Raw genomic sequence first — 26,008 nt, forward strand, 5'->3', positions numbered from 1 at the left:
GTACCGCCCATCACAAATCATTGCCGCCCTTCATCCGGTCATCCTATGATTTCTCGGTGTCTGTGACCCTTCCCGAAACCGAGGCTCGCCAGGAATCCGTCCTTGTCGAGCGCCGTCGACTTGCGCTGATCGAGGGCCGGGCGCTGGTCCTGGCAGCCATCGTGATGTCGGCGCTCACCCTACGAGTCGCGGTCACCGCGTTCAGCCCGCTCGCCGAGCGGATCGGCGCCGAAATCGGTTACGGCACCGCCGTTGTCGGCCTCTTCGGGATGCTCCCCACCGCCATGTTCGCGCTGTCCGGGCTGCTCACCCCGGTCATGGCGGTCCGGCTCGGGCTGGAGCGCACCGCGCTGACGGCCATGCTGATGGCGGGCGCGGGCATGTCGATCCGGGTGCTGATGTCGGGCACCGCCGAACTGCTGGTGTTCTCCGCGCTCGCCCTCGCGGGCATGGGTATCGGCAACGTGGTGATCCCGCCCCTGGTGAAGCGGTACTTCCCGGATCGCCTGGCCGGGATCAGCTCGCTGTACATAGTGATGGTGCAACTCGGCACGGTCGTGCCCGCCATCACCGCGGTCCCGGTGGCGGACGCGCACGGCTGGCGCGTCTCGCTCGGCGTGTGGGGCCTGCTCGGCTTCGCCGCGGCGGTGCCGTGGGTGGCGGTGCTGCGCGACCGTCGCGGGCACGACGACGCGGACCGCACGGCCGTGCCGGTGCGGGAGCCGCACAGCGGGCGGGTGTGGCGTTCGCCGATCGCCTGGGGCATGGCGGGCATGTTCGGCATGACCTCGCTCACCACCTACGCGATGTTCGCCTGGTTGCCGAAGATCCTGAGCGAGGCAGGTGCGAGCGCGGCGTACGGCGGAGCCATGGTCGGTCTGTTCGCCGTGGTCGGCCTGGTCGCCGCGCTCAGCGCGCCGACCGTGGTGGCCCGGTTCCGCAATCCGTTCCCCGTGGTGGTGGGTTGCGCGGCGCTGTTCTTCATCGCCTTCGCCGGGCTGCTGATCGCGCCGATGGCCGCGCCGATCCTCTGGGTGGTCGTGCTCGGCCTCGGTCCGAGCACCTTCCCGATGGCGCTGACGCTGATCAATCTGCGCACCCGCACGCCTGCCGGATCGGCCGCGCTGTCCGGCTTCACCCAGGGCGTCGGCTACGCGGTGGCCTGCGTGGGTCCGCTGTTGTTCGGCGTGCTGCACACGGCCACAGGCGGCTGGCTGGCTCCGTTCACGATGCTCGGCGTCGCCGTGCTCGTGCTGCTCGCCGGTGCGTGGCAGGCCTGCAAGCCGCGCGTGCTCGAGGACACCTGGAATTGACGCGCGCGGCCGTCGGCCGGAAATCTCACAGTTCGGGTTGCGCGGCTGTGCGAACAGGGTCAGGATGGGCGCATTCGAATTGCACGGCGTAGCGCGCGTCACACCTCACCGGTCGACGAATTCGAGATAAGCCTTTTCGTGACGCACGGAAACCGTTGCGTCACATGCCGGAAACATTGGTCGAAACTCACCTCCCAGAACCGGTAATCGTGAGCAACCGTTGATTTGACGGTCATTTCGCGCAGCATTTCGGCAATACCCATTTCCTACCGTGGGGCCAACCGACTTTGGGAGGCCCCGTTGAGCACGCTGACGCGTAACCGTCTGGAAGCGCTGGCACGGACGAAGATCCGCAGGCCGCATCTCGAGCACTGGGATGCGGAGGACGTCGCCGCTTGGGAAGCGGGCGGCAAGGACATCGCCCGGCGCAACCTGATCTGGTCGGTCTTCGCCGAGCACGTCGGCTTCTCGGTCTGGTCGATCTGGTCGGTGATGGTGCTGTTCATGCCGACCGACAAGTTCGGCATCGACCCGGCGGGCAAGTTCTTCCTGGTCGCCATGCCGACCCTGGTCGGCGCGTTCCTGCGGATTCCCTACACCGTGGCGACCGCGCGCTTCGGTGGACGCAACTGGACGGTCTTCAGCGCGGCGATGCTGCTGATCCCGACGCTGCTCACGCTGTACTTCGTCAACCAGCCCGGCACCTCGTACACGACGTTCCTCGTGATCGCCGCGTTCGCCGGCTTCGGCGGCGGCAACTTCGCCTCCTCGATGACCAACATCAACGCGTTCTACCCGCAGCGGCTCAAGGGCTGGGCGCTGGGCCTGAACGCGGGTGGCGGCAATATCGGCGTTCCGGTGATCCAGCTGATCGGCCTGCTCGTCATCGCGACCCTCGGCAATGGCTACGCCTCGCTGGTCTGCGCGGTCTACCTGGTGCTCATCGCGATCGCAGGTCTGGGCGCCGCGCTGTTCATGGACAACCTCCCCAATCAGAAGGCCGACCTGTCCTACATGCTGACGGCGCTGAAGGTGCCGCAGTCCTGGGCCATCGCGTTCCTCTACATCGGCACCTTCGGTTCGTTCATCGGCTACAGCTTCGCCTTCGGCCAGATCCTGCAGATCAGCTTCCGCGCGGGCGGCGACACCGTCGCGCAGGCCACGCTGCACGCCGCGCAGATCGCGTTCATCGGTCCGCTGCTCGGCTCGCTGGCCCGGCCCTACGGCGGCAAGTGGGCCGACCGCATCGGCGGTGGCAAAGTAACGTTTTTGACGTTCACCGCCATGATGGCGGCGGCCGTGCTGGTCACCGTGGCCAGCACGCTGGCCGACAACAACAACGGCGTGGCGGGCGGCGGCGTGATGACCGCCCTGGTCGTCGGCTTCATCACCCTGTTCGTGCTCTCCGGCATCGGCAACGGGTCGGTCACCAAGATCATCCCGTCGGTGTTCGAGGCGAAATCCAGGAGCCTGGACGCCACGCCCGCCGCACGGGCGGCCTGGTCGCAGAACACCTCCGGCGCGCTCATCGGTTTCGTCGGCGCCATCGGCGCACTCGGCGGCGTGGGCATCAACCTGGTGCTGCGCACCTCCTACGCGTCCACCAAGTCCGCGACCACCGCGTTCTGGGTGTTCATGGCCTTCTACGTGGTCTGCGCCCTGGTCGTCTGGGCGGTGTTCCTGCGCCGCCCCAGCCTGCGCGGCCTGCCCGTCGATTCCGAGGTCGTGACCGAAGCCGAGACCTTCGTCCTCGAAGCCGAGGCCGCTCAGTCCCAGTCCCCGTCCGCCGGCTCGGCCCGCGCCTGACACCCGATCCAGTCCAGGAGGACCCACAGATGAACCCCACAGTCGCTCGCAAGACCGCGGTGGTCGTCGGCCACGGGATGGTCGGGCACCGGTTCGTCGAGGCGCTGCGCTCGCGCGATACCGAAGGCCAGTGGCAGGTGATCATCCTCAGCGAGGAGCAGCTGCCCGCCTACGACCGCGTCGGCCTGTCGTCCTACGTCGGCGCCTGGGACCCGAGCGCGCTCGCGCTGCCCGGCAACGAGTACGCCGGTGACGAACTGGTCGAGCTGCGGCTGGGCCAGAGCGCCGAGTCCATCGACCGGGCCGCGCGCAAGGTGACCACGTCCTCGGGCGACATCCTCGCCTACGACGCGCTCGTGCTGGCCACCGGTTCCTACCCGTTCGTGCCGCCGGTGCCCGGCCACGACCGGCCGGAGTGCTTCGTCTACCGCACCATCGATGACCTCGACGGCATTCGCGCGGCCGCCGAAGCCGCCGGTCCCGGCGCGACGGGTGTGGTGGTCGGCGGCGGCCTGCTCGGCCTGGAAGCCGCGAACGCGCTACGCCTGCTCGGGCTCACCCCGCACGTGGTGGAGTACAACACCCGGCTGATGCCCGCTCAGGTCGACGAGGGCGGCGGCGCCATCCTGGAGCGCCTGGTCACCGACCTCGGACTGTACGTGCACACCGGCGTGGGCACCTCCGCGATCGAGGCCGCCGACCAGGGCGTGCAGGTGACGCTCTCGGACGAGACCGTGATCGACGCCGGGCTGGTCGTGTTCTCCGCCGGTGTCCGCCCGCGCGACCAGATCGCCCGGGACGCGGGCCTGGAGGTCGGTCCCCGCGGCGGCATCGTCACCGACCTGGGCCTGCAGACCTCCGACCCGAACATCTGGGCCATCGGCGAATGCGCCGCGGTGGAGGGCGTGTGCTACGGCCTGGTCGCGCCGGGCTACACCACCGCGGAGATCGTGGCCGACCGCCTGTTGGGCGGCGCGGGCGAGTTCCCCGGTGCGGACATGTCGACCAAGCTCAAGCTGCTCGGTGTCGACGTGGCCAGTTTCGGTGACGCGCACGGCGTCACCGAGGGCGCGCTGTCGGTGGTGCTGCACGACGCGGCCAAGGGCACCTACGCCAAGCTGGTCGTCTCCGATGACGCGAAGACCCTGCTCGGCGGCATCCTGGTCGGCGACGCCACCGCCTATTCGGCGCTGCGTCCGCTGGTCGGCCGCCCGCTGCCGGCCGAACCGGCCGCGCTGATCTCGCCCGCGGGCGCCGAACTCGGGGCCGACGCGCTGCCGGACGACGCGCAGATCTGCTCCTGCAACAACGTGTCGAAGGGCGCGATCTGCGGGGCGATCGCCGAAGGCGCCTGCGACATCCCCTCGATCAAGAGCTGCACCAGCGCCGGAACCTCTTGCGGCGGTTGCGTTCCCATGCTCAAGAAGCTGCTCGAGCAGTCCGGTGTGGAGATGTCCAAGGCGCTGTGTGAGCACTTCGAGCAGTCGCGTGCGGAGTTGTTCCAGATCGTCCAGGTCACCGGCATCCGCACCTTCTCCGGCCTGATCACCAAGTACGGCAAGGGAACCGGCTGCGACATCTGCAAGCCGACCGTGGCGTCCATTCTCGCCTCCACCTCGAGCGACCACATCCTCGACGGCGAGCAGGCCGCGCTGCAGGACACCAACGACCACTTCCTGGCCAACCTGCAGAAGAACGGCACCTACTCGGTGGTGCCCAGGATGCCCGGCGGCGAGGTCACCGCCGAACAGCTGATCACCATCGGCGAGGTGGCCAAGGAATTCGGCCTGTACGTGAAGGTCACCGGCGGTCAGCGTATCGACCTGTTCGGCGCGCGCGTCGAGCAGTTGCCGCTGATCTGGAAGCGGCTGGTCGACGCGGGCATGGAATCCGGTCACGCGTACGGCAAGTCGCTGCGCACGGTGAAGAGCTGCGTCGGTTCCACGTGGTGCCGCTACGGTCAGCAGGACTCGGTCGGCATGGCCGTGCTGCTGGAGAAGCGTTACCGCGGGCTGCGTTCGCCGCACAAGCTGAAGCTGGCGGTCTCCGGTTGCGCCCGCGAATGCGCCGAGGCACGCGGCAAGGACGTCGGCGTGATCGCCACGGAGAACGGCTGGAACCTCTACGTGGGCGGCAACGGCGGTCTCACCCCGAAGCACGCCGTCCTGCTGGCCGGTGAACTCGACGACGAGACGCTGATCAAGTACATCGACCGGTACCTGATGTTCTACATTCGCACCGCTGATCGTTTGCAGCGCACCGCTCCGTGGCAGGAGGCGCTGGAAGGCGGCATCGATTATCTCGAGCAGGTGATCTGCGAGGACAGCCTCGGCATCGCCGGGGATTTGGAGGCGGCGATGGCTCAGCATGTCGCCGGCTACCGCGACGAATGGGCCGCGGTGTTGGAAGACGACGAGAAGCTGTCTCGCTTCGTGTCGTTCGTCAACGCCCCGGAGGAAGCCGATCCGACGATTTCCTTCGACGAATCCGGGGAGCGGAAAGTTCCCGTCCTGCTCGGACTGCCGGAAGTCCCGGTCGCCACGCAGGGGAAATGACCGCTTAACCGCATGGAAACAGAACGTCGGTACCAATGAGTAAGGCGTTTGGAGGATGACACCGATGACCGTGATCGATACCCCCGGCATCGCCGCAGCAACCACCACTGGGTGGACGCAGGCCTGCCGTCTCGACTACCTGATTCCCGGCCGCGGCGTTGCGGTGTTGCTCAAAGGTGGCCGACAGGCCGCGCTTTTCCTCCTGGAGAACGGCATGCTGTATGCCGTCGGCAATATCGATCCGATCGGCCGGGCGGCGGTCATGTCGCGCGGGATCGTCGGCGATCGCGGCGGCGCGCCCGTCGTGGCCTCGCCGCTGCTGAAGCAGGCTTTCTCCCTCGTCGACGGGCATTGCCTGGACGACGAATCGGCGATGCTGCCGGTGTACGCGGTGCGCGTGGACGACGGCATCGTCTCGATTTCCAACGAGCCGGTGGCCACCGCGCTCGCGTCCTCGGATGGATGAACCCAATGACAACAGTTGACGCGGGTGCGAGCCTGGCCGGATTCACGGTGGGCATCACGGCGGCCCGTCGGGCGGAGGAATTCGCCACACTGCTGGAACGCCGCGGCGCGAACATCGTTTCCGCACCGGCAATCCGCATCATCCCGCTCGCCGACGACAACGAGCTGGAGCGGGTGACCCGGCAGCTGGTCGCCGACCCACCGCAGATCACCGTGGCCACCACGGGAATCGGCTTCCGCGGCTGGATGGAGGCCGCCGAGGGCTGGGGCCTCGCCGAGGACCTGCGCGCGACGCTGGGGACCACCCGGATGCTCGCCCGCGGCCCGAAGGCCAAGGGTGCCATCCGCGCCGCGGAACTGCGCGAAGAGTGGTCGCCGGCCTCCGAGTCGTCCGCCGAAGTGCTCGATCACCTGCTCGCCGAGGGCGTTGAAGGGGTTCGGATCGCCGTGCAGTTGCACGGGGCCACCACCGAGTGGGAGCCGGTGCCCGACTTCTGCGAGGTACTGCGTTGCGCGGGAGCGGATGTCGTGCCGGTGCCGGTGTATCGCTGGGTGCCGCCGGATGATCAGGGGCCGATGGACCACCTGATCGAGGCCATCGTCACCTCGGGCATGGACTGCGTCACCTTCACCAGCGCCCCTGCGGTGGCGTCGATGTTGATGCGCGCCAAGGAGACCGGGTTGCTGGAAGGGCTGCTGTACGCGCTGCGCGGCCGGGTGCTGCCCGCCTGCGTCGGCCCGATCACGGCCGCGCCGCTGGAGGAACTCGGGGTGCCCACCTCGATGCCGGGCCGAGCCAGGCTGGGCGCGCTGGCCCGCCACGTCGCCGAGGAACTGCCCAGGCGGGCCAACCGGATTCACGCCGCGGGCCACATCATCAGCGTGCGCGGCGCGTGCGTAGTGGTCGACGGTGAGGTGCGTCAGCTGGCGCCCGCGCCGATGGCGTTGATGCGCTCGCTGGCCCGTCAGCCCGGCCGGGTCGTCTCGCGCGAGGACCTGTTGGCCGCGCTGCCCGGCGGCGGGGACGACACGCACGCGGTGGAGACCGCCATCGCCAGGCTGCGCGCCGGACTCGGCACGCCGAAAGCGATCCAGACCGTGGTCAAACGTGGGTATCGGCTCGCGCTGGACCCGGCGGAATGTATCGATAACAACCCACGGCCCACCGCGACAGGAGGACCACAGGTGCCCGGTGTCGGAATTCCGACCCGGGCACCTCGGTACATCCAGACTGCGGGGAGCTGGTGACCGCGCCAGCCCTGGTGCTCGTGGCCCACGGGACCCGCAGCACCAAGGGCGTGCAGATGATCGCGGCGCTCGCCGAGGCCGTGACGAAGGAGCTCGGTGCCGGGATTTCGGGGCCCGGCACCGAGACGCCTCGGGTGCGTACGGCTTTCGTGGACGTGCTCGGCCCTTCGCCTTCGGAGGTGCTGCGCGATCTGGTGACCCCGGCCGGGGAATCCGTACCCGCCGTAGTGGTTCCGGCGTTCCTGGCCTCGGGCTATCACGTCTACCAGGACGTGCCGCGTGAGGTCGCCGAGAGCAACCATCCCGCGGTGACGGTCACGCCCGCCATGGGGCCGGATCCCGCGCTCGCGCGGATCATGGCGATGCGCCTGCGTGCCGCGGGTTGGCGCCAGGGTGACGCGGTGGTCTTCGCCGCCGCGGGCTCCTCGGACGCCCGGGCCCGCCAGGACGTCCGGCGCGCGGCCGCGCTGCTGGCCGAACGCCTCGGCGTTCCGGTCCGTATCGGCTACGTCGCGACCGGTGCGCCGCGGGTGCCGGACGTCGTCGCGGAACTGCGCGCGGCGGGGGCGGGCCGCGTGTTCGTCGCCTCCTATCTGCTCGCGCACGGACTGTTCCAGCAGCGTCTGCACGAGGCGGGCGCGGACGGCGTCGCCGAGCCCATCGGCGTGCACCCGGCAGTGGTCCGGTTGATCGCCGAGCGCTACCGGGTCGCGGTGGGGGAGCTGGCGCGGGTTCGCTGAGCATCCGTCGTCCACCGCCGGGACATCCGTGGCGCGAGCACGTCGGCGCGGGCGATCCGCCGCCGACGCTGCTGTACCGGGCCGGCGCGTGACTATCCGATCTCGGCGCGGGCGATTCGGCCGGGACCGGGTGCCGTGGTGCGCCGGGTCTCGCCCGCGCGCCACCCACGCCCAGCGGGAACATTTGCTCGGTCGGCGCACGAGTTCACGCGGCAACCGCTGAATGCGCCTGGCTTCGCGGATCCGGACGAGCGGATCGGCAGCGAGCCCGTCGGGCAGACACCCCGATCTCGCAGGTCGAGCTCAGTTTTCGCGGTGCCGTGGCGATCGAGCCCAGAAATTTTCAGAATTGGTGCGCTCCGGATGTCGAGAACGTCCGGTCGGCTCCGTCCCAGGGATACGAGCGGCTACGGACATGTCGCTCGACGACCCCGACGTAGGAGCGATCACCATGCGACCGACCGAGATCACCGAGATCCTGAACCGCCCGATCAGCCAGGAGCTGCTGGCCCGCGACCTGACCCGCCTGGCCTATGTCGCCACGGACGGCACACCGCGCAGCATCCCGATCGCCTTCACTTGGAACGGCTCGGAGATCGTGCTGTGCACCACGAAGAACGCCCCCAAATTGTTCGCACTGCGCAAGAACCCGATGGTTGCCCTGACTATCGACACCGAGGTCCACCCGCCCAAGATGTTGCTCGTCCGCGGGCGCGCCGATCTGGACGTCGTCGACGGCATCCCGCAGGAGTATCTCCAGATGAACGGCAGCTACGAGATGACACCCGAGCAGCGCGTCGAGTGGGAGGCCGAGGTCCGCTCGCTCTACGACGGCATGGTCCGGATCGTCGTCACCCCGACTTGGGCGAAACTCATCGACTTCGAAACCACCCTGCCGACCCCAGTCGAGGAGTTGATCCGGCAACGGGCCGAACGTCAGCACGCCTGAGAGCGACGCGGCAAGAATGGGCACTACCGATCCGAGGAGAAGATGATGGCCAAGTATCTGCTGCTCAAGCACTACCGAGGCGCACCGGCACCGGTCAACGACGTGCGGATGGACCAGTGGACCCCGGAGGAACTCGCGGCCCACGTCCAGTACATGCAGGACTTCGCCGCGCGGCTCGAGGCCACCGGCGAGTTCGTCGACAGTCAAGCGCTTTCCCCGCAGGGCGCGTTCGTCCGCTCGGACGGCGAGGGCCGCCCGCCGGTCACCGATGGACCATTCGCCGAGACGAAGGACCTGATCGCGGGCTGGATGGTCATCGACGTCGAGACCTACGAGCGCGCACTCGAGCTGGCCGCAGAGCTGTCCGCGGCACCCGGTGCGGGCGGTAAGCCGATCCAGGAGTGGCTGGAGGTGCGACCGTTCCTCACCGCCTTGCCCACGGTGACCGAGTGAACGAGTCTCTGCTGCGGGAGCTCGTGCCCGCGGTGATCGGTGTCCTCGTCCGGCGCGGGGCCGACTTCGCGTCGGCCGAGGATGCCGTGCAGGAGGCTCTGATCCGCGCGCTGCAAAGCTGGCCGGACGATCCACCGCGCGATGCGAAAGCCTGGCTCGTCGCGGCCGCCTGGCACAAGTTCCTCGATGTCGCCCGGGCCGAAACCTCGCGGCGCGGGCGGGAACTCGCTGTGGAGGTCGAGCCGACGACCGGTCCGGTGCCGGGCACGGACGACTCGCTGTGGCTCTATTTCCTGTGCGCGCATCCGTCGCTGTCGCCCGGATCGGCCGTCGCGTTGACGCTGCGCGCGGTCGGCGGCCTGACGACGCGGCAGATCGCGACGGCATACCTCGTGCCCGAAGCGACCATGGCACAACGGATCAGCCGGGCAAAGCGGCGTATCGCGGGGCTGCCGCTCGATCGTCCCGGCGATCTGGCGACGGTGCTGCGCGTCCTCTACCTCGTCTTCAACGAGGGCTACAGCGGGGACGTCGATCTGGCAGCCGAAGCGATCCGCCTCACCCGCCAGTTGGCGGGCTCCACCGACGAGCCCGAGGTCGCGGGCCTTTTGGCGCTCATGCTGCTACACCATGCCCGCCGCGCGTCTCGCCTCGGCCCTGGCGGTCGCCTGGTGCCGCTCGGCGCACAGGACCGATCCCGTTGGGACACCGACCTGATCGCCGAAGGAGTGACGATTCTGCAAGCCGCGCTGGCTCGCGACCGCTTGGGCGAATACCAAGCGCAGGCCGCGATCGCCGCCCTGCACGCGGATGCGCCGAGCGCCGCCGATACGGACTGGGTGCAGATCGTGGAGTGGTACGACGAACTACTGCACCTCACGGGTAGCCCGGTGGTGCGACTCAACCGCGCGGTCGCCGTCGGCGAGGCCGACGGACCGCAAGCCGGCTTGGCAGAACTGAGCAAGGTGGATTCCGATCTGCCCCGGTACACCGCCGTTCGCGCCTATCTCCTCGAACGCGCCGGCGACCTCGAGCAGGCCGCCGACCTGTACGCCGAGGCATCCCGAGCAGCCACCAGCGCGCCGGAACGCGACCACCTCACCCGCGAGGCAGCGCGGGTGAGGCAGTCACTGCGTTCGTGAACGCGGGTTGGTCACCCACACCGGCATCCTGATCGCGGGTGCGAACGCCCCCACCGACGACATGGTGAAGGCCGTCGACGAGCACAAGGCGACGCTGACCGCGCTGTCCGGGGCCGGAGTCGAGGTCTATCCGGTGGTCCCCGGCTTGGCTGCGCCGGATTCTGCCCCCCGTCAGTTTCGCCCACGAGCGGACCGAGCCGGCGAAGGATACCCCAAGGGGTATTGTGACGGTGAAGTAAGAGAAGGAGAAACATCATGGTCGGCGACGAAGACGCCATCGCCTCGGTACTCAATCGGCTGCGCCGCGCGCACGGCCAGCTCGCCGGAGTGATCGCGATGATCGAGCAGGGCCGGGACTGCAAAGACGTGGTCACCCAGCTCGCCGCGGTCTCCCGTGCCCTGGACCGAGCGGGTTTCAAGATCGTCGCCACCGGGCTGCGGGAATGTCTCGCGAACCCCGACGCCGAGACCGCCGATCCGATGACGGTGGATCAACTGGAGAAACTGTTCCTGGCCCTCGCGTGACGCACGCGTTCCGCGACAGTGCCCCCGGCGCCCGCTGAGTCGGCGGTGGCCGACCGGGCGAATGAGCCGGTACGGGCGAGGATTCGCGGTCAGGGACGCTTTTTCTGGCCGGTGTAGGGATTGGCCGGACTCGACGCGACGAACTGTGACCAGGTCTGCGTGCCGTCGGGATGGTCCGGACATGTGTTCAGCCCGGCCCGGAACGTGCTCCCGACTCGTCCCGGAACGGGGAGCGGAACGATACGCCGAGGCCGATGTCGGACACCCTGCCAAATCTGCGCCAACTGTGCCATCGTCAACACCTCCGGGCCGCCGAAGTCGGGTGCCCGGCCGAGCGGCTCGCCCACGGCCAGTTCGGCCACCCGCCGCGCCACGTCGGCGGCGGCGACCGGCTGGAAACGAAAGGACGTGGGCAACGGCGCCACCGGCCACCTCTCGACGGTCTGCAACACCGCCGCGATCAGCTCGTGAAACTGCGTGGCCCGCAGGATCGTGTGCGGCACGCCGCTGTCGATGACGGCTTGCTCGCAGGCCAGTTTGTTGCGGTAGTACCGGAACGGGATGCGGTCGATCCCGACGATCGACACGTAGAGCAGGTGCCGAACCCCGCGTGCGTGCCGCAGCAGGTTCTCGGTTTGCTCGAGGTCCGCGCTACCCGCACGGCGGAAATCCGAGGCCGCGTGCACGATTACCTCGGTTCCCGCTACCGCCTCCGCGACGCCCACACCGGTCCGCAGGTCACCGATGTGCGTGCCCGCGCCAGGGCGACGGGACAGCACCCGTACGTCATGGCCCGCTTCACGCAACCGATCGACCACTTGCCTGCCCAGCGCGCCGGTTCCGCCCGTGACGAGAATCTTGGTCATGGACCACTTCTACCGCCGAAGTCCGCGGGAACGCGCGAGGCCGTCGTCACACGGTGCGTCGCCCAGGACATTCGCGGCATGACGTGGTGGCCGAACGCCGAATCGCCTGTCCTCGTCTCATATCGGCGAAAATGATTGCAGGACTGATCTTCTGGTATCGAGCTCCGAACGCTGACGCGGTGGTTGAATCGATGTCGAGGCGAGTGCAGGAGCCTCTACGACCGGGAGAGGGGACCTGATGCCGGTGGGAGGCGTGGCTCGTGGTGGCGCGAACGCGGTAGGACGCGAGGAGCGGTTGTGCGTGCGGGGCTGAGGCGCCGCACCACCCGTGCGGACACCGGATACGGCGCGTTCCTGTCCTACAGCGGCGAGCGGGACCGTGCGGTGCTTCCGCTGGTCCAGAACGCGATCGAGAAGCTGCCACGACCCTGGTACCGCTTCCCGCGAACGCGCATCTTCCTCGACTACAGCGGTGTCCCGATCGGTGCCGAACTGTGGGGCAAGATCGTCGCGGGCCTGTCGCGTTCCGAGTGGCTCGTCGTGGTGGCTTCACCCGAGGCCGCAGGCTCCAAATGGGTGGACCGCGAAATCGAGTGGTGGCTGGCGAATCGGTCTCCCGAGACGATATTGCTGGTCCTCAGTGCCGGGTCCCTGTTCTGGGACGAAGAAGCCGGGGATTGGGACCGGGCGCGCTCGACCGCCCTACCGCCACGCCTGTTCGGTGTTTTCGCGTCCGAACCCGTATACAAAACGCTCAAATGGCGTGCGGACGCGAACGGAGTCCCGCGTCCGGACATCGACGCCATCGCGGTCGGGATCGCCGCGGTGATTCGCGGCGTCTCCGAGGCCGACGTCAAATCCGAGGGTTACCAGCAGACCAAGCGGAATTTGCGCTGGGCGAGAACCGCCATCGGCGCGTTGGTCATCTTGCTCGTCGTGGCGCTGATCGCGGCGGTCGTGGCTCGGGTGCAGAGCAATCGCGCCGAGGAGCAGGCCAGGATCGCCACGGCGCGGCTCATGGCCTCCGTCGCCGACACCAAGATGGCCACGGATGTCCGCGCGGCCCTGCTGCTGGCCGTGGCGGCGTACCGTCTCGACCCGAGTCCACGTCACCAAGCCGCCCTGCTGCGCGCGAATCTGGCCAGTCCGAAAGTCGCTCGTTACGTTGCGGCACCTGCGGAGGTCACGGCCTTGCAGAGCAGTGCCGACGGTCGAACCGTCGTTGCCGGGCTCGCCGATGGACAAGTCGTGACATGGGCGCCCGGAGGCTCGGTGACGACCTCGGTCGCGCGTTTGCCCGGCGAGATCCGCTCGCTGGCCGTCGCCGCGGACGGCCGGACGGTTCTCGCCACGGATGGCGCTTCGATCACACTGTGGGGCAGCAACTCCGGTCGGCCGGACTTCGGCGTGCCCGGCGCGAGCGAAGTCGATGTCGTCGCCGTATCCGCATCGGGGAAGTTCGGTGCGGTCCATCGCAGGCAGACCAAGGCGGCGGAAGGCACCCCGGGGACGGTCGACATCATCGACAATGCCGCTGGACGGGTTCTCTCGTCACATCCGATCGACCGAGCGGTGACGAGCATGGTGTTCACCGACGACAGGACATTGCGTCTGCTCGAAACCGGCGGCAAGGTACGGCAGATCTCGCTTCGCCGCGGCGCCGACCTGGATCTTTCACCTCTCGACACCGACAACGCCTGCGGCGCAGGCCAAGACGTCGGGGAATTGTCGCCCGATGGGTCCTCGTTCACCTGCGCCGTCTTGCCCGGTATTCCGGTGCCGGTTTTCCGGCTGCGTCCGACTCCGAGCGCCGTGCGCCCAGAGCCCGGATATGTGGGCGTCGCGATGCCGAGGCGGTCGGCTCCCGCCGTGCTCAGCCGCTCGGCGCGGATAGCGGCGGTGCCCAGTGCCGACGCCGGGTTCTATGTAGGGCCCGTCACCGGCGAGCCGAGGCCTCCGGAGCCGCCGCCGCTGATCACCGGTACCGCCGTCGACTTCGACCGGAAGCTACTGCGTTTCCTCGGGACCTCCGAAACGCAGCTGGTTTCGGCGTCCGGGCGATTGATCACCCTGTGGGATCTCGCGCAGCGCGACCGGCTGGCGAAATCTTTTGCGGTGCCGATCGTCAAAGGATGCAATTCTTGTCCGCCCAGCTTGTCGCTGTCCCCGGACGGGCGCACCGCGGTGATCACCGGCCAGGACAAAGATCCGGGAGAATCGGCGCTCAACAGTGACGTGGTGATCATCCAACAGCTCGGGCCGGACGCCTCCCGGCAGCTCTCCATACCGGGGCTATCCGGGAAACTCGCCTGGCGCGCGGATGGCACCATGCTGGCAATCGCCGCGAATCCGGCATCCGGCTACGAGCGACGTGTATCCGCGCACAAACCCCAGGTGGAGACTCCGTTCGAGGTGACGGTCCTGTCCTCGCCACCACCGCAGGTCAGCGTCAAGGCGGCCGGTGTGTCGTCCGAATCACCCACCGCTGTTTCTCTCGACAGCAGGGGACGGGCGTATCTGCACGATCTGGCCACCGGCGGCATCAATTCGGAATTCATCCCGCTGGGCGGCGCGGTCGACACAGACCAGGTCGTCGAAGCGGGAATCGACGCGGCCGGAGAGTTCCTGGTCATGCGCGATGCCGACCACATATCGGTCTATGACTTGGCGCGAGAGCAAAACGCGCACGACATCGACGGCAAGGACGCGCAGTCGGTGCTGTTCGCCGGACGGCATCTGCTGATCCGCCGGAAGGACAGCATCGAGATCTGGGATCGGACCGGCTCGCATCGAGAGCGGACGATCCCGTTCCGCAGTACTCGGAACTCGACCGCGCAGCTCGCCGCCGCTGCGGACGCGAACGTGGTCGTCGCGAAAGACGAGGCAGGCTATCTGACTGTCTTCGCCGCCGACGGCACGAATCTGGGCGAACTCGAGCCTGATTCCGTTTGGCACGTCCCATCCGCCGTCGCCTTGTCCGCTGATGGACGGCATCTCGTGACGGTGAATCCCGGTCCCACGTTCTCCGGCGGCGTCGATGGAACGCTGATCGAACGGGACATCTCACCGGACGCCCTGATCCGGACCGCTTGTGCGCATGCTGGTACGGACCTCACCGGCGCCGAATGGAACGCCTTGATGGGAGTTGCGCGTCCCGCGCAAGCCCGCTGCCCGTAGGCCGCGTTCGACTACCGCCGGCGTTTTGCTCAGTCGGCGCGACCGCTCCTCATGGGCTGGACGGTCTGCCGGTGCCGACCGCACTGTCCGTGAAGCCTGGGTGTGCCGGCGACCGGGTGAACGACGCCCGATAGCTGCTCGGTGGCACTCCGACGTGCCGGATCATGTGCTGGCGCAACGACTCCGCCGAGCCGATGCCGCTGTGCCTGGCCACCTGGTCCATCGGCAGCGTCGTGGATTCCAGTAGCTCCCTGGCGCGTTGCAGGCGCTGGTGCAGCAGCCATTTCTGCGGGCTGAGGCCGGTCTCCTCGTGGAAGCGGCGGGTGAGCGTGCGCACGCTGGTGCGGGCGTGGGCGGCCAGATCGTCCAGCGATAGCGGTAGGTCCAGCCGTCGCAGCGCCCAGGCGCGGGTGTCGGCGAGCGTCACGCCGTTCTCCGCGGGCAAGGGCGCGTCCACGAACTGGGCTTGGCCGCCGGGTCGCACCGGGGTGACGACGGCCGTGCGCGCGGCGGCGTTCGCGACGGTCGCGCCGTAGTCGGCGCGGATGAGATGCAGGCACAAGTCGATTCCGGCCGCCGCGCCCGCGGCGGTGGTGATCGGGCCGTCTTCGATGAACAGCGCGTCACTGCGGACCGACACGTCCGGGTGGTTCGCCGCCAGTTCGTCGGCGAGAGCCCAGTGTGTGGTGGCGATGCGGCCGGACAACAGACCGGCCTGCGCCAGCACGAAGGCGCCGCTGCAAATCGAGGTGACGCGCTTGCCCGCGGCTACCGCGCGACGCAGGGCGGTCAGCGTGGCGGCGTCCGCGTCGGCGCGGCTTCCGGTGCTCGGCACGATGACGATGTCCGCCTCATCGATCGCCGTCAAGCCCCGGGAGACGACCACGTCGAATCCACCCAGCCCTGCGGACAGCACGCCGGGCACGGCGGTGCACACCACGATGCGGTAGCCGGGCTCGCCGTCGACCATCGCCGCGCCCAGCACCGTTTCGGGCATGGCCAGGTCGAAAGCTTTCACCGGAGGAACCGCGACGACGGCGACAGTCTGCATGGCCTGATCCTTGGGATAGTTGGCAATCCAGCCAGTAGCTTACCCGTCGCCGCACCGGCAGGCTGAGTAGCGCACGACCGGCGAACGGCACCCCGAGTGCCGCAGGTCGTGTGGAAACACTTGTCGCAGAGAGGAATACGCATGCCTTCGCATGTCATCGTCGGACGTGGCGCCACCGCTTCGGCCACCGCGGCGCTACTGGCCGGGTCCGGCGACCGGGTACGCATGGTCAGCCGCAGCGGCGCGGGGCCCGAGCACCCGAACATCGAACGAATCGCCCTCGACGCCCTGGACGCGGACGCGCTGACCGCTGTTGCCGAAGGCGCCGAAACCCTGTTCAACATGGCCATGCCCGCGTATCACACCTGGCCGGACACCATCCCGCCGTTGTTCGGGTCCATTCGCTCCGCCGCCGAGCGGTCCGGTGCGAACTACGTGATGCTCGGCAACCTGTACGGCTACGGTCCCGCCGACGGGCCGGTCAACGAGCAGGCACCGCTGGCGGCCACCGGGCCGAAAGGGCGGGTTCGCGCGCGCATGTGGCGGGAAGCGGAAGAGGCGCACCGGGCGGGCCGGGTGCGCGTCACCGAGGTACGTGCGTCGCAATTCATCGGTCCCGGCGCTATATCGGTGTTCTCGCTCCTCGCCCAGCCGAAGATCTCTGCGGGGCAGTTGGCGCTGCTGCCGCAGGAACTCGACCTGCCGCACGCCTACACCGCGGTCGGCGACGCGGCGGCGGCAGCGGTCGCCGTCGCCCGCGACGAGCGCGCGTGGGGCAGGCCGTGGCATGCGCCGAGCATCACCGCGACCGTGCGGGAGCTGGCCGGACGATTCGCCGCGGCGGCCGGGGCGCCCGAGCCGCTGCTGGCGGTCATGAGCGATCGCGAACTGACGCTGCTCGGCCTCACCGACCCGTTCTGGCCGGAGTTGTTCGAGACCTACCACATGTCGCACGCGGCCTTCACGGTCGACGACTCGGCCATTCGCGACACCTTCGGCCTGAAGGCATCCGACCCCGACGAGGTGTTCGCGCAGGTGGTGCATGCGGCTCGAGGGTGATCCGGGACCACGCCGTGCTGGGACCGCACATCGTGGCGGCGCAGTGAGGTCGAGATCTTCGCCGGCAGGTGAGGACCCGCGCCGGCGCTCGCGCGGACATCGGTCAGGAAGGCATCGCCTTCCCCGCGAACTGCTGTCGTCGCAGGAGAGTTCTGGCCAGTTCGGCCGGTTGCCCGTGCTGGTGTCGACGATCGTGTCGTAGGCGGCACCGCGGTCGTGCACCAGGTGGAACTGGCCGCGCGCCGAGCCCGGCTCGCTACGGATTCCAGGGGTCGAGTCCACCGTCGGGATCCAGGTGATCGAGGTTGGCGACGCGCCTGGCCGATCGCATGAGGGCTTCGCGGTTGATGTCGTTCGGGTTCGCGTAGTACTCCCTGGCCGCTTCTTGGTGCATGGTCGCGACCCGGTGGCCGATCGCCCACCGGGTGTCACGGCCCGCGCCGTCCCACTCGTCCGGGGTGATCGCCGCGCGCAGCGCCCGGTCCGAATGCCAATTCTGCTCGACCCGCTGCACGAACGCCTGATCGATGTTCGCGTTGGGGGCGGGCGCGTTGCTGTGCCGGACGAAGCTGTCCGCGGCGATCACCGCCTGGGCGGCGAAGGCATCGTGCGCCTCGTGGCCGACGTGGTTGTCCACCGCCCACGCCGCCGCGATCGCCTTCTGCAACGGCGCGAAGCTGTACGGGTTCTGCGATGCCGTCGACTCCTGGACGGAGTATGCGGTCAGCGCATTGGTGACCCGCTCGTGACTCGCGCCGGAGGACAGCAGGACAGCATGGATGCGCGAATCGGGAACCTTGTTGTCGCGCAATACTTTCAAAGCCCGCGACACGCCGATTTGGGTGTGTATGCCCCCGACCTGCTGGGCCGCGTCGACCGCCACACCACGCCAGTTGGTGCGGGACAGCTGATGCTCGACGTACCCCGCTTCGCGGCTGGCCAGGATCCTTCTGGTGGATCGTTCGATCGTCCGTCGGGTGCTGGAGAGCGGATTGAACGGATTGACCCGCCCGCCCGCCAGCCAGGCCGTTACCGGCGAGGAGTTGATGGTGTTGAGCGTGGAGAGTGGGGTCACCCATCCCATACCGGGCGCGGACTTCCCGCCGCCACCGCCGCCCATGCCGAGGGCGGTGCCGCCGCTGCTCCCGGACTTGATCCCGCTGCCCTGCATCGCGAGCGCGAATCGGTTGGCGATCCAGTCGTTACCCCGGCTGAAACCGCTGCTGAGGCGTTTGAGCTGGAAGACGGCGACGATCTCCACGGTGCCCGCGATGATGATCACCGCCATGACCTGTCCGCGCGCCTGCGCGAACAGATTGCCCATGAACAAGACGTAGACCCCGAGGAATATGGTGTACGCCGTCATTCGTGCCGCCGCGACGAAACTGTCGACGACATTGCGTACCAGGAACGTTTGCGTCGGGCCGTACACGAATCCGCCCGCCGCGAAGCCGAATATCGACATGAACCCGTGATAGATCGTGTCCAGCGCGGCCTTGATGACCTTCATACCGAGGTACATCGCGAAGGCCAGCAGGATGCCGCCGCAGACCAACAGCATCAGGCCCGTGGCGACCTGCCCCATGGAGGGATTCTCGGCCTTCGCGCGCGCGGCGCTGTCTCCGCAGGACTTCAGGCCGCTGATCACCCGGGAGTCGTCACCTGCCGCCACCCCCGACGACCACGCCGATCGGCAGGCGGGCCGCTGGTCCACCGTGTGCCCGAAATTCCACACCTGTAGCGGCTTCCGGGCGAAATTGTCGGCCAGGTCGCTCTGCATCGTCGCCACCAACTGGGTCGGATTCGGGTCGGCGTTCCCGTTCAGACCGGCGGCCACCGAGATCCCGAGATCGCGGCCCTGGGCGAGCAATCCGTGCGAGGACAGCACGTCCGCGAGAGGCTCGGCGAGGAACAACGGACCCAGCAGCGCGACGCCCACCATCGTCACCACCTGCATGGTCGCCTTCGCGTGGTAGCCGCGCGCGATGAACCACGCCACGCAGACCGCGCCGATGGTCGCCGCGGTGACCAGCATGATCGGGGTCGCGATCTGACCGGTGAGCGCGTCGGCCACGCCGTGCAACGCCGCACTGAACATGTCCAGCCACCGGAAGCTCAACGCGTAACCGATCAACCAGATCGCCGTCGTCACGATGGCGATGTAGCCGATGAACTCCAGGCCCAGCACGGCCCACAGAATGGTGGCGCGCGGCTTGAACAGGCTCTCGTCGCCGGTCGCGAATCGGTAGTCCGACAGCGGGATGCCCGACGAATCGTGAATATTCATCCAGCTGAGCCCGTCGATGCCGGAGGTTCCGGAAGTGCTGCCCGCCGCGTCTTGGGCGACGGCCAGCGCACCGAGGAAGCCCGGGAACACGAAGAGCGCGAAGAGAGTGAGGGCGCTCCAGATCGCCCGCCGCCGCCAAGCGCCCGGCCGAGAACCCGGCCACCAGTTCGGCGCACCGGCGAGCAACGCGGTCACGGCTGTGGGGAACTCGCGGGGGACTCCGATCGAATGCCGCTCGGTCGAACTGAGGCCGACAGTGCGTGATCGCACCGCCTGGGGGCAGATGTGCACGAAAGAGTCCTTCGTCCCGTCTCTGGGGGCGCAGTCGACTGCGAATTCCGAAACGGGTTGCACGCGAACGTCGATGGCATCTCGCCCCGTCTCACGTCCTGTATTACAGACAGGGCCGGAAACATCCGCCTGAACGTCCAATGACATTCAGGCGGATCGGGAGTGTACGTACGCACCTCGGCCGTCTACTTACGAAGTGCGCCAAATCGACTGGTATACAGAGCGTTTCAGCGCAATTAGCCGCCTTCGGTGCAGCGCACGTCACCGGTGTCGCGGTACTCGACCTGGACGGCGACCGGGGGAGGACACGCGGTCGTCGATCGCCCGACTTGTCGTACACCAGGTGAACAATGCCGTCATGGCATACGACGAGGAGCTGGCCGAGCGAATCCGGGAACTGATCGCACCCGGCCCCGAACTCACCGAGCGGAAGATGTTCGGCGGACTGGCCTTCTTGATCGGCGGCAATATGGCGGTGGCCGCCAGCGGGCAGGGCGGTCTGCTGGTGCGGATCGATCCCGACGAGGGCGAGCGGCTCCTCGGTGACACGGTGGAGCCCATGGTCATGGGCGGGCGCGAAATGGCCGGCTGGCTGCTGGTCACCGCCGTCGACGACGACGACGTGCTGCGGGAATGGGTCGAGCGCGGCGTCGCCTACGCCCGGACCCTCCCACCCAAAACGAAGAAGTAGCCCGCCTCAGGCCCTGACCTGCCGCCGGAACAGCACACGGTCGAATTCGCGTCCGTACTCGTCGACCGCGACCACGTCCATCTCGCTGGCGAACACGCCCGGCCGGACGTCGACGCGCAGGAACGAATAATTCCGGAAGCGGACCCGCGACCACGGCGCGGCTTCGTCCTGCTTGCCGCCCCCCGGGGTCCACACGTAGCTGTTCGGCACCGAGGTGTCGGCCAGCTCGTTGCCGCGGAAGGTTTCCCGCGACCCGGGCTGGAACTCGTAGCGCGGGCGTCCGCCGCCGCCCACGGTGTAGTAGACGGTGCCGTCGGTCTCCGGGTAGACGATCGAGTTGTCGCCCGCGACCTTCGTCGCCCGCCCGCCGCGCAGCGGATCGGTGCGCTCGTAGACGTGATTGTGCCCCTGCAACACCAGGTCGACTTGGTAGCGGTCGAAAAGCCCGACCCACGCGTCACGCACACCGCCGTCGCTGGCATGCGATTCGGTGGTCGAGTACGCGCAGTGGTGGAAGAAGCAGACGATGAAATCGATGTCGGGGTCGGCGCGATGGGCGGCCAGGGTGCGTTCCACCCAACTCGTCTGTGCCCCGCCGGAGTAGCCGCTGTTCGCCCGGATCTCGTAGGTGACGTCGTTGGCGTCCAGCGAGAGCACCGCCACATTGCCGTAGGTGAACGTGTACGCGGACGGGCAGCCCGCCGGACCGTTGCCGGGGAAGTCCAGGCGCGCCAGGTGCCCTCCGTAGCCGTGGTCGCCGTAGGTCGCCTCCATGTCGTGGTTGCCGGTGGCGAACATCCACGGTGTCTGGGCGGCGCTGGGCTCGATGGCGTTGAAGTAGACGTCCCAGACGTAGGGGTTGTACTTGTCGAAACCGCTCGCCTGCCGCGCTCCGTGCGCCGCGAACTGCCCCGGCTTGCCCGCGCCGGACGGGTCGGCGTAGGCGATGTCGCCTGCGAGGATGTGGAAGTCCGGCCGGGCGGCGGCGATCTGGCGCAGCACGTTGCTCGCGTGCGGCGCGGCCGGATCGTTGTCGGCCTTGTAGTACTTGTCGTCGTAGTCGCCGGGAGCGACGCCCTCCGGCAGCGCGGGCGTTTCGTCGGTGCCCTGATCGCCCATCATGGTGAACCGGAACGGAAGGACCGCGGGGCGTGCGCTGGGCATCGCGGGTGCGGCGGCCCGGATGTCGCCGACGAATCCGTCCGAGGTCCGCCAGCGGTAGAAGTGCGGGACCCGTCCGGGCAGGCCGTCCACCGGTGCGTGGACGTAGAACTGTTCGGCCGCGAGCACGCCGCCGTCGGCGGTGGGCAGCTGGGTGAGCAGGTTGCGCACCTCGGCTTGGACCGTCGCGCCCAACGCCGGTGTCGGTCCGTGGTCGAGATACACCGTGGCGCCCGCCGGACGCCGCGAGAGCTGCGCCGCGAAACGCAACTGGCTGGCCGCGTCCGGCCCGAAGGCGACGCGCCGTCCACCCACCGCGAGCTGGGCCTCGTCGGCGTAGGCGCGCCTGCCGAACGGCGTCGTGCCGACCGCGGCCACCGCTGCCGCCGCGGCGGCGCCGCGCAGCACGTTGCGCCGCGACACCGGGCGACGGCGCAGGTAGGCGCGGTGCCATTCGTGCTGCTCGGGCATGGTCATGTGGGCAGCGAGATGGCCGGGAATTCCGGTGTCCGGAATGTCGCCTGCTGGGTTCAGCGGTGTGGACGGCATACCGCAGATGCTGTACCGGCACGGCGCACGGAGCAACTCGACATCGCACCGCACGCGGGAATACCTCGTGAACAGTCGGATTCGCCGTTCGGGTTTGTTCTATTTGTCGGAAATATGCTGAATGTGTGATGCCCGAACGTATTTCACCGGTGACCGGTCTGGGTTACCGAGTCGAATGGTCGATGGCCAACGGGCCGCGCCTACCGGCCGGGCCGCGGCCGACGCGTCTACGCCGGTGGCCGATCCGTCGCACCCGAGGACTGTTCTGGGTCCGTGGAAGTGCCGGGGGAGAACGGGGAGACCAGCGAAGCGCTCCACGGGCACCCCGGCGCACCCGGCCGCGCGGACCCGGCGGCGGCCGCCAGCGGTTCGTTGTTGCCGGTCAGCTTGCGGACGGTGCGCTCCATCGCGGGCAGGATCTCGGCGATATCGAGATCGGCGTTCGCGAAACGGCCGATCAGCGCGTAGATCATGTTGGTCAGCACGAGCGCGATGTCGGCGGCGTAGTCGGGATCAATATCGGCCAGCAGGGCGCTCGCGGCGGGCAGCACGGCGTCGAAGCCTTGCGCGTCGAGTCGTCGGCCGCCGGGGCCGGACCGCGCGCGATAGTAGGCCTCGAGCATCCGGGGATTCCGTTCCCACGGCTCGAACACGTAACGCATCAACCGCACCAGGCCGTCGGCCAGCGTCTCGCCCTCGATGGACGGGGCAGGGGCGGCGTAGGTGTTGGTCGCCATCCATTGCTCGACGGCGGCGAGCATCAGATCGTCGCGGGTGGGGTACCGCTTGTAGACCGTGGCCAGCGAGACGTGCGCGTTGCGGGCGACCGCGCGCAGTTGGACCGCTGCGTAGCCGTCCGATTCGAGCATCGACACGACGGCGTCGATGATCTTCGCCGTCGAATCTTCGTCTGTCCGGGCCACGTACGTACGGTAATCCAGGATCCGAGCGCGGCCACTCGTCACCACGGCGGCGGGATGCCGATCAGCGAAGGGCGGCGACCGACTGTTCCGGTGCGCCGCCGCCGTCGCTAAGCTGCCAGGATGACGCTCTTTCTCCGCGTCGCGGTGGCGCCCGTGGTGCTCGCCGGCGCGCTGGTGAGTTCGGCGCACGCCGAGGCGACGCCCGGTAGCGACATCACCGCCGTCACCCTCGGCCAGGCGCAGATTCCCGCCGGGCTGGTGCCGTTCGTCGCGGGCACCGATCTGGTCGTTCGCGAGATCACCATCGGCCCCGGCGGCTCCACCGGTTGGCACTACCACCTCGGTCCGGTCTTCGGCTTCGTGCGGTCGGGCACGCTCACCCACCCCGGCCCTGACTGCGACGCTTCGGTATTCCGCACCGGCGAGTTCATCTACGAGCCCGCGGGCGAATGGAACGTGCACGTCGGCCTGAACCGCGGCACCGAACCGCTCGTCCTCGACGTCGTCTACGCCCCACCCGCCGGCGAGCCGCTGTTCGTCGACGCACCGGCCCCGGCCTGCGCGTAGGACCGTTCGGTCGTATGGGCGGTGGTTGCCGAGCCCGATGGCGTCCGGATGTCGGCGAGGTAGATCTACTTGTCCTAGTCCCCGCAGCGATCCGGCGCAGCTTCTGGCTCGCGGTTCGCGCCGCCACGCCAGCTGCGGTATCCGCGGTGCGCGGCGAAAGTTCCGATGACCGCGGTGGCGCACCAGACCGCGATGGCGGTGTAGGCCAGCGGGGCCGACAGGTCGCCGATGGACGCGCCGAGCGCGGTGTAGACGAAGGCGCGTGGGGCCGATCCGATGAACGCGCCGACGGCCATCTGCCACAACGGAACTCCGAACGAGCCGAACACGTATGACGCGAGCGCATCCGAGATGCCGGGCACGAAGCGCTGGCCGACGACGGCCCACAACCCGCGCCGCTCGATCTGCGCATCGATGCGCTCGGCGCGCTGCGCCCCGAGCAGTCCGCGCGCGCTTTCGCGGCCCGCCCGCCGCCCGAGGAAGCTGGTGATGATCGCCGTGCCCACCGCCGAGCCAAGCGTCACGAACGTCCCGACCAGCGGCCCGAACAGCAGACCGCTCCCCGCGGCCAGCATCGGGCCGGGCACGAAGATCGCGCCGAGTACCGCCGAGGCCACCAGATAGGCGAACGGGGCCGCGGGTCCGGTCGCGGCGATCGCGTCGCGCACGCGTTCGACGTCGATCACTCCCGCGATGGCGACCAGATAGAACATCCCGAACAGGAACACGACGAACAGCGCCAGCCGCGCGATGTGCCGCCGCCGTCCGGTGCGAAAGAAGCCGTCGTTGTCCGTCATGCTGACCGCAATCCTTCCTCGAGCTGGCCGGACGTTCACGTCGAGGGTGCACAGTGCCCGCCGCCGGAGCACGGGACACAATCACGAAGCGGGGCTCTACGGTTTGAGCTATCGGCGGTGGCCGACCGGGGTGTGAATCCCGAATCTCCGCGCTTCTGTGGAAACCCGGTCGCGAACCGGCGGGGTCTGTACCCGGCTCCCTGCGCCTTGTCAGGTGCGCACCGTTCAGCTGTTGGGCGTGCGACTGGTGATCGAAGGAGCCGCCGTCGATTCAGGGTTCTAGGTACAGGCGCTCGTTCGGTAGGCGGCGTAGGCCGCTGGTGTCGGTGATCGCTACGGTTACCGCATCGGTGTAGCGGCGGGTCTGGTGTTCCTGGACGAACAGCAGGGCGGCGGTGAGGCAGGCGACGAAGTCGAAACGCATGCCGTGCAGGAATATCGACAGGCGGACGTCGGGTTCGTCGGGCCGTGGGGATGTCACGGCTGCTCCGGTTCGCGGTCGCGGAAGTAGCGGAAGTCGTCACGGCTCACGATCACGGCGGCGACGAAGGTGGAGCAGGTGAGGTAGTCGCAGGCGCGATGCAGGTCGAGGGCTCGGAGCGCGTTCTTGCGGCCGGATACCGGCCAGTGTGGGTTGTCGTGGGTGAATCGGGTCCGCAGTGAATGCGGTCGGCCGTTGGCGTCGCTAGGGAAGAGCCACACGAGACCGTCATCGGGCACGGGACACCACCCGGAATCCCCGATGGTGGTTCGGCATCTGATCAGCCCACGCTCGAATGGCTTTCAGCACAACGCGCCCCGAAGGTCGATACGATCCGCGCGGCGGCACTATCCACTGGCGGATCGCGCCGGAAGAGGCGGTGGGCGAGGGGAGTGCGATCGTCGCTCCGGACCGGCCCACGCTCACGTCCAGCCGGAACAACTCCGCGAACAGCCGGTCGTCGTCCGGCAGATCCGCCACGATGAGGAACGTCCAACGGTCCGAACGTGGATGTCCGACAACGGGTCCGAGGAGTTCGCCCCGGCTCTGCATGTGGGCTTTCGTTGCTTGCCCCAAACGCGTGGGCATCGTCACCGCGCACACGTACCCGGCACGCAGGATGATCCGCCCCAACTCGGGCGGGTCGATCACAGCGGGTAGATCGCACTCGCGCCGGTAGTACTGACACCTGGATCGCGGTGTGTCCCCGAACGATTGCATCGCCATCTGCGCTTCCCTCAGATCTGTTGCTGGAAGTTGCGACTCTGTCCCGGCCAAACCGCTATGCGGACGGCGGAAGGAACGTCGGAGCGCTTCGAACTACGTCCGACCAGGCGCTCACCCAAGGGAACCGCTATCCATCCGTTCTCTGCAAGTGCTCCATGGGTTTTCATAGAGAGTTTTCGCAAACCG

General features: G+C 68.4%; 23 protein-coding genes. 14 read left to right on the top strand and 9 right to left on the bottom strand.

Going from position 1 to position 26,008, the window contains the following annotated elements; genetic code table 11:
• Positions 1-56 precede the first annotated feature (56 nt).
• From ACWEO7_RS07045 to ACWEO7_RS07090, 10 genes are all read left to right on the top strand, one after another.
• Positions 57-1,313, top strand: coding sequence for an MFS transporter (locus ACWEO7_RS07045; protein WP_452421462.1), 1,257 nt, complete (start codon positions 57-59; stop codon positions 1,311-1,313).
• 309 nt (positions 1,314-1,622) lie between these two features.
• Positions 1,623-3,119 (top strand): nitrate/nitrite transporter, encoded by a 1,497-nt coding sequence (locus ACWEO7_RS07050; RefSeq protein ID WP_452421678.1) that lies wholly within the window; start codon positions 1,623-1,625, stop codon positions 3,117-3,119.
• A gap of 29 nt (positions 3,120-3,148) precedes the next feature.
• Complete coding sequence (nirB, locus tag ACWEO7_RS07055; protein ID WP_452421464.1) at positions 3,149-5,674, top strand: nitrite reductase large subunit NirB; 2,526 nt, start codon at positions 3,149-3,151, stop codon at positions 5,672-5,674.
• 64 nt (positions 5,675-5,738) lie between these two features.
• On the top strand, positions 5,739-6,140 hold the full coding sequence (nirD, locus tag ACWEO7_RS07060) for a nitrite reductase small subunit NirD (protein WP_379256057.1): 402 nt from the start codon (positions 5,739-5,741) through the stop codon (positions 6,138-6,140).
• Between the two features lie 5 nt (positions 6,141-6,145).
• On the top strand, positions 6,146-7,387 hold the full coding sequence (locus ACWEO7_RS07065) for a uroporphyrinogen-III synthase (RefSeq protein ID WP_355079805.1): 1,242 nt from the start codon (positions 6,146-6,148) through the stop codon (positions 7,385-7,387).
• Positions 7,384-8,127, top strand: a complete 744-nt coding sequence (locus tag ACWEO7_RS07070) for a sirohydrochlorin chelatase (protein WP_452421466.1) — start codon at positions 7,384-7,386, stop codon at positions 8,125-8,127. The genes ACWEO7_RS07065 and ACWEO7_RS07070 overlap by 4 nt, the downstream gene beginning before the upstream one ends.
• Positions 8,128-8,578: 451 nt before the next feature.
• On the top strand, positions 8,579-9,076 hold the full coding sequence (locus ACWEO7_RS07075) for a pyridoxamine 5'-phosphate oxidase family protein (protein ID WP_452421468.1): 498 nt from the start codon (positions 8,579-8,581) through the stop codon (positions 9,074-9,076).
• Positions 9,077-9,121: 45 nt separating this feature from the next.
• The gene (locus tag ACWEO7_RS07080; protein ID WP_379256061.1) at positions 9,122-9,529 is read left to right on the top strand and encodes a YciI family protein; all 408 of its coding nucleotides are present in this window, start codon (positions 9,122-9,124) and stop codon (positions 9,527-9,529) included.
• Positions 9,526-10,671 carry an RNA polymerase sigma factor gene (locus ACWEO7_RS07085; protein ID WP_452421470.1) on the top strand — a complete coding sequence of 382 codons (1,146 nt, stop codon included), beginning with the start codon at positions 9,526-9,528 and terminating at the stop codon, positions 10,669-10,671. The genes ACWEO7_RS07080 and ACWEO7_RS07085 overlap by 4 nt, the downstream gene beginning before the upstream one ends.
• A gap of 255 nt (positions 10,672-10,926) precedes the next feature.
• Positions 10,927-11,196, top strand: coding sequence for a metal-sensitive transcriptional regulator (locus tag ACWEO7_RS07090; protein ID WP_379256065.1), 270 nt, complete (start codon positions 10,927-10,929; stop codon positions 11,194-11,196).
• A gap of 89 nt (positions 11,197-11,285) precedes the next feature.
• Here the strand turns inward: ACWEO7_RS07090 and ACWEO7_RS07095 are convergent, their stop codons facing one another.
• Complete coding sequence (locus ACWEO7_RS07095; protein ID WP_452421473.1) at positions 11,286-12,062, bottom strand: SDR family oxidoreductase; 777 nt, start codon at positions 12,060-12,062, stop codon at positions 11,286-11,288.
• A 297-nt stretch (positions 12,063-12,359) separates the two neighbouring features.
• Here ACWEO7_RS07095 and ACWEO7_RS07100 point away from each other — a divergent pair, with 297 nt between their 5' ends.
• The gene (locus ACWEO7_RS07100) at positions 12,360-15,239 is read left to right on the top strand and encodes a hypothetical protein (protein ID WP_452421475.1); all 2,880 of its coding nucleotides are present in this window, start codon (positions 12,360-12,362) and stop codon (positions 15,237-15,239) included.
• 49 nt (positions 15,240-15,288) lie between these two features.
• Here ACWEO7_RS07100 and ACWEO7_RS07105 read toward each other — a convergent pair whose 3' ends face one another.
• Positions 15,289-16,290, bottom strand: coding sequence for a GlxA family transcriptional regulator (locus ACWEO7_RS07105; protein WP_452421477.1), 1,002 nt, complete (start codon positions 16,288-16,290; stop codon positions 15,289-15,291).
• Positions 16,291-16,431: 141 nt separating this feature from the next.
• Here ACWEO7_RS07105 and ACWEO7_RS07110 point away from each other — a divergent pair, with 141 nt between their 5' ends.
• Positions 16,432-17,349 carry an NAD-dependent epimerase/dehydratase family protein gene (locus ACWEO7_RS07110; RefSeq protein ID WP_452421479.1) on the top strand — a complete coding sequence of 306 codons (918 nt, stop codon included), beginning with the start codon at positions 16,432-16,434 and terminating at the stop codon, positions 17,347-17,349.
• A gap of 256 nt (positions 17,350-17,605) precedes the next feature.
• On the opposite strand, the gene ACWEO7_RS07115 is transcribed toward ACWEO7_RS07110, so the two are convergent.
• The gene (locus ACWEO7_RS07115) at positions 17,606-19,927 is read right to left on the bottom strand and encodes a hypothetical protein (protein WP_452421481.1); all 2,322 of its coding nucleotides are present in this window, start codon (positions 19,925-19,927) and stop codon (positions 17,606-17,608) included.
• A 358-nt stretch (positions 19,928-20,285) separates the two neighbouring features.
• Between ACWEO7_RS07115 and ACWEO7_RS07120 the strand changes: the two genes are divergently transcribed.
• Complete coding sequence (locus ACWEO7_RS07120) at positions 20,286-20,618, top strand: TfoX/Sxy family protein (protein ID WP_452421483.1); 333 nt, start codon at positions 20,286-20,288, stop codon at positions 20,616-20,618.
• Between the two features lie 6 nt (positions 20,619-20,624).
• On the opposite strand, the gene ACWEO7_RS07125 is transcribed toward ACWEO7_RS07120, so the two are convergent.
• Both ACWEO7_RS07125 and ACWEO7_RS07130 read right to left on the bottom strand, forming a co-directional pair.
• Positions 20,625-22,328, bottom strand: coding sequence for a metallophosphoesterase (locus ACWEO7_RS07125; protein WP_452421484.1), 1,704 nt, complete (start codon positions 22,326-22,328; stop codon positions 20,625-20,627).
• 227 nt (positions 22,329-22,555) lie between these two features.
• On the bottom strand, positions 22,556-23,251 hold the full coding sequence (locus ACWEO7_RS07130; RefSeq protein WP_452421486.1) for a TetR family transcriptional regulator: 696 nt from the start codon (positions 23,249-23,251) through the stop codon (positions 22,556-22,558).
• Between the two features lie 120 nt (positions 23,252-23,371).
• Here ACWEO7_RS07130 and ACWEO7_RS07135 point away from each other — a divergent pair, with 120 nt between their 5' ends.
• Entirely contained in the window at positions 23,372-23,818 is a 447-nt protein-coding gene (locus tag ACWEO7_RS07135) for a cupin domain-containing protein (protein WP_452421488.1), read from the top strand.
• 74 nt (positions 23,819-23,892) lie between these two features.
• Here the strand turns inward: ACWEO7_RS07135 and ACWEO7_RS07140 are convergent, their stop codons facing one another.
• The 4 genes from ACWEO7_RS07140 to ACWEO7_RS07155 all read right to left on the bottom strand — a co-directional run bounded on the left by ACWEO7_RS07140 (position 23,893) and on the right by ACWEO7_RS07155 (position 25,822).
• A complete protein-coding gene (locus tag ACWEO7_RS07140) occupies positions 23,893-24,615 on the bottom strand; it encodes a TVP38/TMEM64 family protein (RefSeq protein ID WP_452421490.1) in 723 nt (240 codons plus the stop codon).
• Positions 24,616-24,886: 271 nt separating this feature from the next.
• Positions 24,887-25,096: a hypothetical protein gene (locus ACWEO7_RS07145; protein WP_195046694.1), complete on the bottom strand. Its 210-nt coding sequence runs from the start codon at positions 25,094-25,096 to the stop codon at positions 24,887-24,889.
• Complete coding sequence (locus tag ACWEO7_RS07150; protein ID WP_452421492.1) at positions 25,093-25,335, bottom strand: hypothetical protein; 243 nt, start codon at positions 25,333-25,335, stop codon at positions 25,093-25,095. Before ACWEO7_RS07150 ends, ACWEO7_RS07145 begins: the two co-directional genes overlap by 4 nt.
• Positions 25,325-25,822 carry a DNA-directed RNA polymerase subunit beta gene (locus tag ACWEO7_RS07155; RefSeq protein ID WP_452421494.1) on the bottom strand — a complete coding sequence of 166 codons (498 nt, stop codon included), beginning with the start codon at positions 25,820-25,822 and terminating at the stop codon, positions 25,325-25,327. Before ACWEO7_RS07155 ends, ACWEO7_RS07150 begins: the two co-directional genes overlap by 11 nt.
• Positions 25,823-26,008: the final 186 nt, after the last annotated feature.

Source organism: Nocardia sp. NPDC004260, assembly GCF_053603155.1.